The 8,810-nt window shown below is 63.6% G+C and carries 4 protein-coding genes; 1 reads left to right on the top strand and 3 read right to left on the bottom strand.

Annotated elements, in window-relative coordinates:
- Positions 1-33: 33 nt before the first annotated feature.
- On the bottom strand, positions 34-1,404 hold the full coding sequence (locus tag I5S59_RS14425) for a DUF1329 domain-containing protein (RefSeq protein ID WP_197877220.1): 1,371 nt from the start codon (positions 1,402-1,404) through the stop codon (positions 34-36).
- 23 nt (positions 1,405-1,427) lie between these two features.
- The gene (locus I5S59_RS14420; protein WP_197877219.1) at positions 1,428-3,260 is read right to left on the bottom strand and encodes a DUF1302 domain-containing protein; all 1,833 of its coding nucleotides are present in this window, start codon (positions 3,258-3,260) and stop codon (positions 1,428-1,430) included.
- Positions 3,261-3,465: 205 nt separating this feature from the next.
- Here I5S59_RS14420 and I5S59_RS26460 point away from each other — a divergent pair, with 205 nt between their 5' ends.
- The gene (locus I5S59_RS26460; RefSeq protein WP_332262075.1) at positions 3,466-5,931 is read left to right on the top strand and encodes a LuxR C-terminal-related transcriptional regulator; all 2,466 of its coding nucleotides are present in this window, start codon (positions 3,466-3,468) and stop codon (positions 5,929-5,931) included.
- Here I5S59_RS26460 and I5S59_RS14410 read toward each other — a convergent pair whose 3' ends face one another.
- Entirely contained in the window at positions 5,932-8,658 is a 2,727-nt protein-coding gene (locus I5S59_RS14410; RefSeq protein WP_197877218.1) for a LuxR C-terminal-related transcriptional regulator, read from the bottom strand.
- Between the last annotated feature and the right edge of the window lie 152 nt (positions 8,659-8,810).

The following is an 8,810-nucleotide window of genomic DNA, read 5'->3' as shown; positions in this document are numbered from 1 at the left end:
ATTGACCGCCGCTTTTTTTATTGCGCTTCGGACTCAGCGAACGCCGGCGTTACGCAGGGCTGCCGGGGTGTAGTCATTCATGCGCGCTTGCTTGCCATAGAAGGTCGCGTGCTTGGACTCGTTGGTCATCGCCAGGACGTTATAGCGGCCGGCCATCAGGTCGTAGATACCCTGCATGGCATAGGCCGGGGCGCCCCGTTCGAAGTCGTTGACGGCATAGCCTTCAGCCACGCGCCAGAGCTGACCGCGGCCGTCATAGTGATCGACCTCGGCCAGCTGCCAGGTGTCTTCGTCGAAGTACATGTCGCGCTTGGCATAGATGTGGCGCTGACCGGCCTTGAGCGTGGCCTCCACATGCCAGACCCGGTGCAGCTCGTAACGGGTCAGGTCCTGGTTGATGTGGCCGGGCTTGATGATGTCGTCGTACTTGAGGCTCGGCGACCACAGTTTGTAGTTGTTGTAGGGAATGTAGAGTTCTTTCTTGCCGACCAGCTTCCAGTCGTAACGGTCCGGTGCACCATTCATCAGGTCGGTGTTGTCGGCGGTGCGCAGGCCGTCGGCGCCTGACCCCGGACCGTCGTAGGCGATCTGCGGCGCTCGCCGCACACGGCGCTGGCCGGCGTTGTAGACCCACGCCAGGCGCGGTTCCTTGACCTGGTCGATGGTTTCATGGATGAGCACGACGTTGCCGGCCAGGCGCGACGGGGCGGTGATGCGCTGTTTGTAGAAGTAGAAGATGTTTTCGGCCTGTTTGTTGTCGACGCCGTCCATGTACTGCGGGTAGCTCAGCTCGTCGTCATATTCGACGATGGAGTAGGAACCGTTCGCCTGCGGCGCAGCCTGGGCAGCCTGGCGAAACATGTTGCCACCGCGGTAGCGGTTGTTGTGGTTCCAGTAGACCTCGACGCCGTTTTTCGGGATCGGGAAGGGGTAGTAACGGGTTTCGACGAAGTTGCGCAGGCCGTTGCCGTCATCGGTCAGTTCGGTGTTCAGTGCACTCTTTTTCGCCAGGGCATAGATGTTTTCCGGTACTGCGGCGGTACGCTGGCTCTTGTACACCGGGATCTTGTAGCTGTCCGGGTAGCGTTTGAACATCGCCAGCTGGCCGGGGGTGAGCTTGTCCTTGTATTGCTCGGCGTTGGCGGCGGTGATGACGAACAGCGGCTTGTCACTGGCAAACGGGTTGCCCAGAAAACCGTTGGCATCCACCGGCGCGGCACCGGGCTTGAGCCCGCCGGTCCAGGCCGGGATGCTGCCATCGGCATTGCCTTCTTTTTGCGCCCCCAACGGTGTGAGGGTGGTGCCCAGTTGTTGCGCTTCCTGCGGCGAAACGGCGGCGATCACACTGGTCGCCAGCAGCGACAGCGCCAGGGCGCCGGTACGCATCATGATTCGGGTGTTCATGCTGGTGGTTCTCCGCTCTTGTGTCAGAAGTTCACGCCGAAGCTGAGCGCGACATAGTCGCGGTCGACGTTGGTGTTGAAGTCGCCACCGAAGAAGTCGGTGTAACTGAGGCTGGTGGTGTAGGTGTTGAGGTAGTCGGCATCCAGGCCAATGCTGATGGCCTTGTTGCCTTCCTCGAAGTTCGGGCCGTAACCGTCGACATCGTGCGACCAGGCCAGGTTGGGCGAGAGGTTGATGCCGGCGATCACGTTCGGGTAGTCGAGCTTGGCGCGCAGGCGGTAGCCCCAGGAGTTGGTGGTGTAGAAGCCTTTGTCATTGCACTGCTGGGCCGGGTTGCTGGCGGTGGGCGTACCCACACCGGTACCCCGGCATGTGGCGAGGCCAGCGGCGCCTGGCAGAATGCCGGAACCGTAGGCCGGGCTGCGGCCAAAACGCAGGTCGGTGCCGTCTTGCTCGCCCAGGCCGTTGATCCGGTTGTAACCCACTTCACCCACCAGGGTCAGGCGGCTGGCCCCCATGACCTGGTCGAAGAACTGCGTGGCGGTCACCTGCGTCTGGAGTACCGGCATGCGCTTGTAGCCATTGATGTCGGTACCGGCAACCGCCGCCGACGGCGGGGCGATGAAGCCGGTGGTGATCAGCGGCGAGGTCAGGCTGTTGAGCGTACCGTTGAGCAGGTCGGCGGTATTGAGCTGCAGAGGCATGTTCGGCCGGTAGCTGACTTCACCGCCCAGGGAAACACTGCTCAGCGTGGTCTGGAAGCTCAGGCCATACAGGCGGATGTCTTCGGGGTAATCAATGAAATAGCGGGCGTTGCGTGGCACGTTCAGGGCGTTGGCAGGGGTACCGGCACCGGTGGTGCGCACGGTGCTCAGGAACGGCGAGCGGCTGTGGTAGTTCATGGCATACAGGCCGAACTCGGTGTCGTGCAGCTCGGGCACGTACCAGCGCAAGGCGAGGCCGTACTGGCCGCTGTCACCGGGTTCGTTGTCCTGCAGGCGCGGGATGTACACGTTGCTGTTGGCATCCGGTGCGCCCAGGTTGTCGGAAACCCCCGGCGCCAGGTCAAGGCCGGCGACCACCAGGCGGTCGTTGCAGCCGCGCGGCACACCGTCATTGCCAAAGAACGTGCCGCAGTTGTCGACCACCGAGTTGTCCCACTCCAGCTGATAGAACGCCTCGGCGGTGATGTTGTCGGTCAGCCCCTGGGAAACGTACAGCATGTTCACCGGGATCAGGCCTTCCTTGATCTCGGCACCGGGGCGTCGCAAGGCCGCCACGTCGATCGGGTTGATGCTGTTGATCGAGTTGCCGATGAAGGTGCTTTCGCCCCAGCTCACCACCTGCTTGCCCAGGCGCACGTTGCCGGCCAGGTCGCCCAGGGTGTAGTTGTGGTAGACGAAGGCATCGAGGAATTCGGCGCCGGACGATTTGGCCAGGTCATCGCGACCGCTGTCATCGATGTCGTAGAACAGGCGGTGCTCGTCTTTGAGCTCAAAGTCGTACCAGTACTTGCCGCGGACGAACACGCCGCTGTCGCCGTACTTGAGCTCCAGGTCGTGGACGCCTTTGAATATCTTCGAGAAGGTTTCGCCCTTCTTGAAGTTCAGGCGGTTGTCGTCGACGGTGCGCGACGAGGCGGTGCCGCGCTTGCCCATCGAGTTGAAGTTGGAAATCAGTGAAGGGTCGGCACCCCGTACCGCCCAGCTGGCACCGATCGACAAGGACGAATCGAACTGCCCCTCGATCTCCCCGATGTTGAAGTCAACGGCACACGCCATTTGGCTTGCGCCGAGAGCGACGGCAGCAGCCAGCAGACTTGGCTGAAACACTCCGCGCTTTTTTGTTGTTGTCATGCGGTTCTCCAGGTTCGGATGATGTGGCGTTGCCATCCTAGGTGGCAGAACCTGGGTGATGAATTGCCTGATTGGATGTTTCTGGCGACTACCCGAAAGCATTAGTGGCGGCGGCTTACGCTGCAAAATACCTCGATTGGCGGATGGGTTAGTGGCACCTCGCGCGCGAATATGCAGCCTGACTTGATCGATTTCAGGAGCCGCCGTGTCCCAGCCTTTTCCCCCGATGGCCCTGCCCAGAGCGCCATCGGCCCATCTTCAGCGTGAACCGCTGGAGGCGCGCTTGCTCGACCGTACGTATCGTTTGCGTTTGCTCTGCGCCCCGGCGGGTTATGGCAAGACGGTGTTGCTCAACGACTGCATGCGTCGCTGCACTGACGGTGTGCGTTGGCTGTGGCTCGACCTTGGCGGTCACGCGCCGACGCTTGCGCAGTTTTGCCGGCGTCTGGCCAATGGCCTCGGGCTGGCCACCGAGGTGGCCGAAGATTCCGAGGCGTTGCTCGTCGCGTTGACGTGCAGCAAGGATCAATGCTGGCTGGCCCTGGACGATTTTCCCGCCGATGCCAGTGCAGAGCTCAACGTCTGGATTGACCGCCTGATACGCTCGCAGGCCCCCGTGCAGCTGTGGGTCAGCTGCCGCCAGCGGCCGGCCTGGAAGCTGGCGCGCTTGCTGCTTGAAGGTGAATTGCTGGAATTGGGCGCCTGGCAGCTTGCCTTCAGTAAGGACGAGCTTGAAACACTGGTAGGGCACCTTGATCCGTTGGCCAACGCCACCACCACTGCGCGTTTATGGCAGCAGACGCAGGGCTGGTGCGCCGGCGTGCGTCTGCTATTGGGCGCTGGCGAGCGCAATGAGCGGGCGGGGGCGAGCTGGATGCGCGAATACCTGGGCGGTGAGTTGCTAGCGCCTTTGTCCGAAGAGGAACGTACGCTGTTGATGGGTGCAGCCTACCTGCCACGGCTATCGGTGGATTTCTGCGAGCGGTTATGGCCACAGGGCAATGCCGGTGCCTTGTTGCGGGGCCTGTTGCAATCCGAGTCGTTTTTTTTGCCAGTCGGCGCCGATGGCCTGTGGTACCGGTTGCTGCCGGCCGTGGCGCTGGCATTGCAAGGTGAACTGCCGGCTTCGGCGCTCAATCGCTTGCGCCTGGACGCCTGCCGCCTGCTATGCGAAGCCGGCTTCATCGATGAAGCGATCGAACTGGCGCTGTGCACCCAGCAGCCCGAAATGGCTGCCAGCCTGATGGAGCGGCTGACCCTGGACTGGATGTTCAGCGGGCGCCACCTGCACACCTGGCTCGACTGGCTGGCGCGGCTGCCGCAGCGCGCACTGGAATGTTCGCCCAGCCTGATTTACCTGAATGGCAGGGCATTGCTGAGCAGCTGGCGCCTGGATGATGCCCGGGCGCACATCGCCCGATTGGCCTGGGCCACTCCGCAGCCCAAGGCCAGCCATCACAGCCGACTGCTGGCCAACTGGCAGGCCTTGCAAGGCACACTGTCGGGTCTGAGCGGCGATGCTGCCAGCGCACGCGAGCATTGTCAGTCGGCCTTGCAACACCTGGAACTGCGTGACTGGCCCTCATCGTTTCTGTGCTATTCGACCCTGGCGCGGGTAGCGATGGCCGCCGGTGAGCCGGAACAGGCGCGAACCCTGCTGGAATCGTCGCTCAAACTGGCGAGGCGCCATGGCTGCATTGCCAGCGAGGTACTGATCAGTGCTGATCGAATCCGTCAGCTCATCCTTTACGGTGAACTGGACCTGGCCGGGGCGGTACTGCAGGAGTGCTTTGACCTGGTCGCCGCTGACGGTGGCAACCACGACCTGTTGCTCAGTCGCCTGATGTTGCTGCGCGGTGAACTGTACCTGCTGCGTGGTGATGTGTCGGGCAGCGAGCGGCTGTTGCGCGCAGGCCTGGAACGCGGCATCGAAAGCAGTGATCCCTACGTGTTGCATGCCTTGATCGGCCTGTCGGAAGTGGCAGCGTGCAAAGGCGAGCTGGAGCAGGCGCGCCTGCACCTGCGTAATGCCGAGCGGCATATGCAGCGGTGCCGGGTCGGCGAGGGCTGTTACAAGGCGCTGATCGACTACCAGTACCTGCGCCTGATGGCTCGCCAGCAAGACTGGCAAACCATACTGCCGCTGGTGCGCAAGGCGATAGCGGACGGCGCCGGACGCCTGCCGCCGCTGCACGCACCGTCGTTGCCGCAACGCCTGCAAATGCTCCTGGCCCTGGCCGAATGGGGTGCTGGCAAACTCGAACACGCGTCCATACGCCTGCAGGCACTGCTCGACACTTGTGAGCGGCTGGGTTTTTACGGCCTGTTGCCCGAGGCGCAGGTGGCCCGGATGCGTATCGATCAACAGCGCGGCGTGCTGTGCCCGGGCGATACGCCAGCATTGGCGCGTACCAGCCTGTTGGCAGGCTGGGGCGGCCAGGGCAGCGCGTTGATGCTGTCGGCGCCCGGGGCTCGCGACAGCCTCACATCACGGGAAATTTCAGTGCTGCAACTGGTCGCCCATGGCCTGTCAAACCAGGAAATCAGCGAGCAGCTGTTTATCTCGCTGAATACGGTCAAGGCCCACACGGTGAAAATCAACCACAAACTGGGGGTCAAGCGCCGCACCCAGGCGGTAATGCGGGCCAAGTCGCTGGGGATGCTGGCCTGATCAGTCGAGCAGGCCGCGTGCCCGGGCGATCGCCACGGCTTCGGTGCGGCCCTGGGCGCCGAGCTTGGCGCTGATGTTGCGCAAATGCGTCTTGACCGTGTGTTCGGAGAGGTGCATCTGCTGCGCAATGGCGCGGTTGCGGTTACCGGCGGCCAGCAAGCGAATGACCTGCAGTTCGCGGCTGGTGAGCTGCAGGTCGTCCGCAGGTTCGGCGCCCTCGCTGCTCTCGCCCTGGGCGCCACTGCGCTTGAGCAGCTCCACAAGAAACTCCGGGGCGATATCCAGGCTGCTGGACAATGCCTGACAGGCTACTGCCCAGCGCTCCAGCAGCTTGACCAGCGCCGGCCCTTCTTCGAGAAAGGTGCGCAAAAAGCCTTCCTGGCTGGCCAGGCGCAGGGCTGGGGTGAGTGTCTCCAGGGCCTGCTTTTGCCGGCCACTGCCGGCCAGCGCCATGGCCAGCAACAGGCGCAGCTTGAGGGCACGGCGTCGATGCTGACGCTGCTCGGCATCCTCCAGCGCTGCGCTCAGAGCGCTGGAGGCCGCGGCATGATCACCCCGGGCGATCAGCAGGCGCTGGCGAGCAATGAACGGTGTGTCGGCATCGCAGGCAAAGGTCAGTACGTGCGGCACGTCCCATTGCCCGGCCAGGTCGGCCGTCGCCAAAGCCTGGGCTGCGCTGTCCAGGCGCCCCTCCAGGGTTGCCACGCGGGTGCGCTCAAGCCAGGCGGCGCAGAGAATGCGCTCACAGCCGCTGCGTCGGCCCAGTTGCTCAAGGTCGGCAAGATGGCGCATCCAGCTCTGGCGGTCGTCGCGTTGCAACGCGATACGTGCCAGTACGATTCGCTGCGCGATAAGCAAGTCGGGGCCGCCCAGATCAAGGACATGGGGCGGGATGCGGTCGAGAATGGCGCTGGCCTGGTCAAGGGCATCACCCTCGTACAGCACCAGGGCATGGAGGATCTCCAGGGTTGCCCGCGGACCGACTCGCTTGCCCCGGGCGCTGCTGATACGGTCGGCATTGGCACGGTCGGCTACGGCGGCTTCGAGACGGGCAAGTGCGGCGCGGCGCTGGCCCTGGGTCAACTCCAGCGAGCTTTCGATATACACGACAATCCCGTCGACCAGCACAGAGCGCTCCTGCGGCGCCTGCCGCGCCAAGCGCATCAGCAACGCCCGGGCTTCGTCGTGGCGACCGGTGGCAATCATGCAGAAGGCCAGCGGGGTGGCGACCATGCCGAATTGCAGGATGTCGTTGGCGGGTAACTGTTCAATGTGGGCCTGGGCCGTGCTCAAGGCTGCTTCGAGCTGGTCGGTGAACGCCAGCAACAGGCAGCGGATGGTCTCGGTTTCCAGCGTGACACTGTTGCGTTGCACCACCTGCATGGCGTCACGGTAGCGGCGGTCCAGGATCAACAGCCAGGCATGCGCCAGCACCAGGCGCGGGCGCTCCTGCAACGTGCGCACGGGCAACTGGTCCAGCCAGCGCAGCAGCATGCGCAGGCGCCCGGCGTCGACCAGTTCGTCCAGGCGCTGGTCCAGTTCGGCAACCACCTGATCAATGTCGCCAGCCTGCAATAAATGGTCGATGGCAGCGGCGGGGTGGTTCTGCTCCAGGTACCAATGGGCAGCTGCGCGGTGCAGGTCCCGCACCTGCTGCGACGATTGCCGGGCCATGGCATTGCGCAGGAAGCCATGCATCAGCCGGTGATAGCGGAACCACTGGTGTTGCGGGTCGGCAGGCTGAATGAACAGGTTGGCGCGTTGCAGCTGCCCGATCAGTTCGGCGCTGTTGTTGCGCTGGGTGAGGGCATCGCACAACGGTGCGCTGAAATGCTCCAGAACGCTGGTCTGCAGTAAAAACTGGCGTAGCTCGTCGCTCAACCTGGCAAGAATGTCTTCGGTGAGGTATTCGGCCAATTGCTGGTTGTTGCCACAGAAAGCACCGACTCCCTCACCCAGGTCCATGCGGCCATTGAGCGACAGGGTGGCGAGGTATAGGCCGGTGATCCAGCCTTCGGTGATTTCCTGCAAGCGGGCGATGTGCTCATCGCCGATGGACGACGGGCAGCGGCTGCGCAGGAACGCCGCAGTCTGATCCGGGCCCAGGCGCAATGCATCGGTGCCCACGTCCAGTACCTGGCCCTGTGTGCGCAGACGCCCGAGGGCCAGTTCGGGATTGGCGCGCGAAGCAATGACCAGGCGTGCACCAGGTGCCAAAGCAGCCAGCACCTGTTGCACAAATGCCAGGCTCTGCGGCGATTCCAGGGCTTCGAAATCGTCCAGCATGATCGTGAAGCCGGGCTCGAGTGCCGGCAACCGTTGCAACAGCAGGTGCTGATCGGTAATGGGCTCGCCCGGCGCGTGACCATCGAGTGCCTGCACACCTGCATACAGGTGTGCGGCAAGCCGCGCCGGCGCGTTGTCTGCGTGATCGAGGGTAAGCCACAACACGCGACGGCCCGTTACCAGGCAGCGCTCGCGCAACTGGCGCATCAGGGTGGTTTTGCCGTAACCGGCGCCGGCACAGATCAAGATCAGGCGGGTTTCTTGCGCTGCCTCCAGGGCATTGACCAGGTTGTCGCGAGCAAGCAGGGGCGAGCCGCCCGTGGGGGCCACGAACTTGTCCGCATGGATCACATGGGCGGGCGCTTGTGCCTGTTGCGCCGACGGCAGGATGCGGCTGGGTACAAGACTCAGGCGGGCAGTCAGGTCGTGACGAGTGGGCATGGGTCTCTCTGGCCAATGGGGCCGCCTGTGACGGGCGGCTCTGGTTGTTCTGTCGTGCAGATAATGCCACGGGCGCGCAACCTCGCGTCAATTTCACTCGTTCGAGCGATAGGTTGCCCCCGGCCCTCTGGCTAGCCTGTTGCAGGTCGGTA

The organism is Pseudomonas alkylphenolica, from assembly GCF_016009175.1.
Lineage (GTDB): Bacteria > Pseudomonadota > Gammaproteobacteria > Pseudomonadales > Pseudomonadaceae > Aquipseudomonas > Aquipseudomonas alkylphenolica_B.
This window is presented reverse-complemented; position numbering and strand designations above follow the sequence as displayed.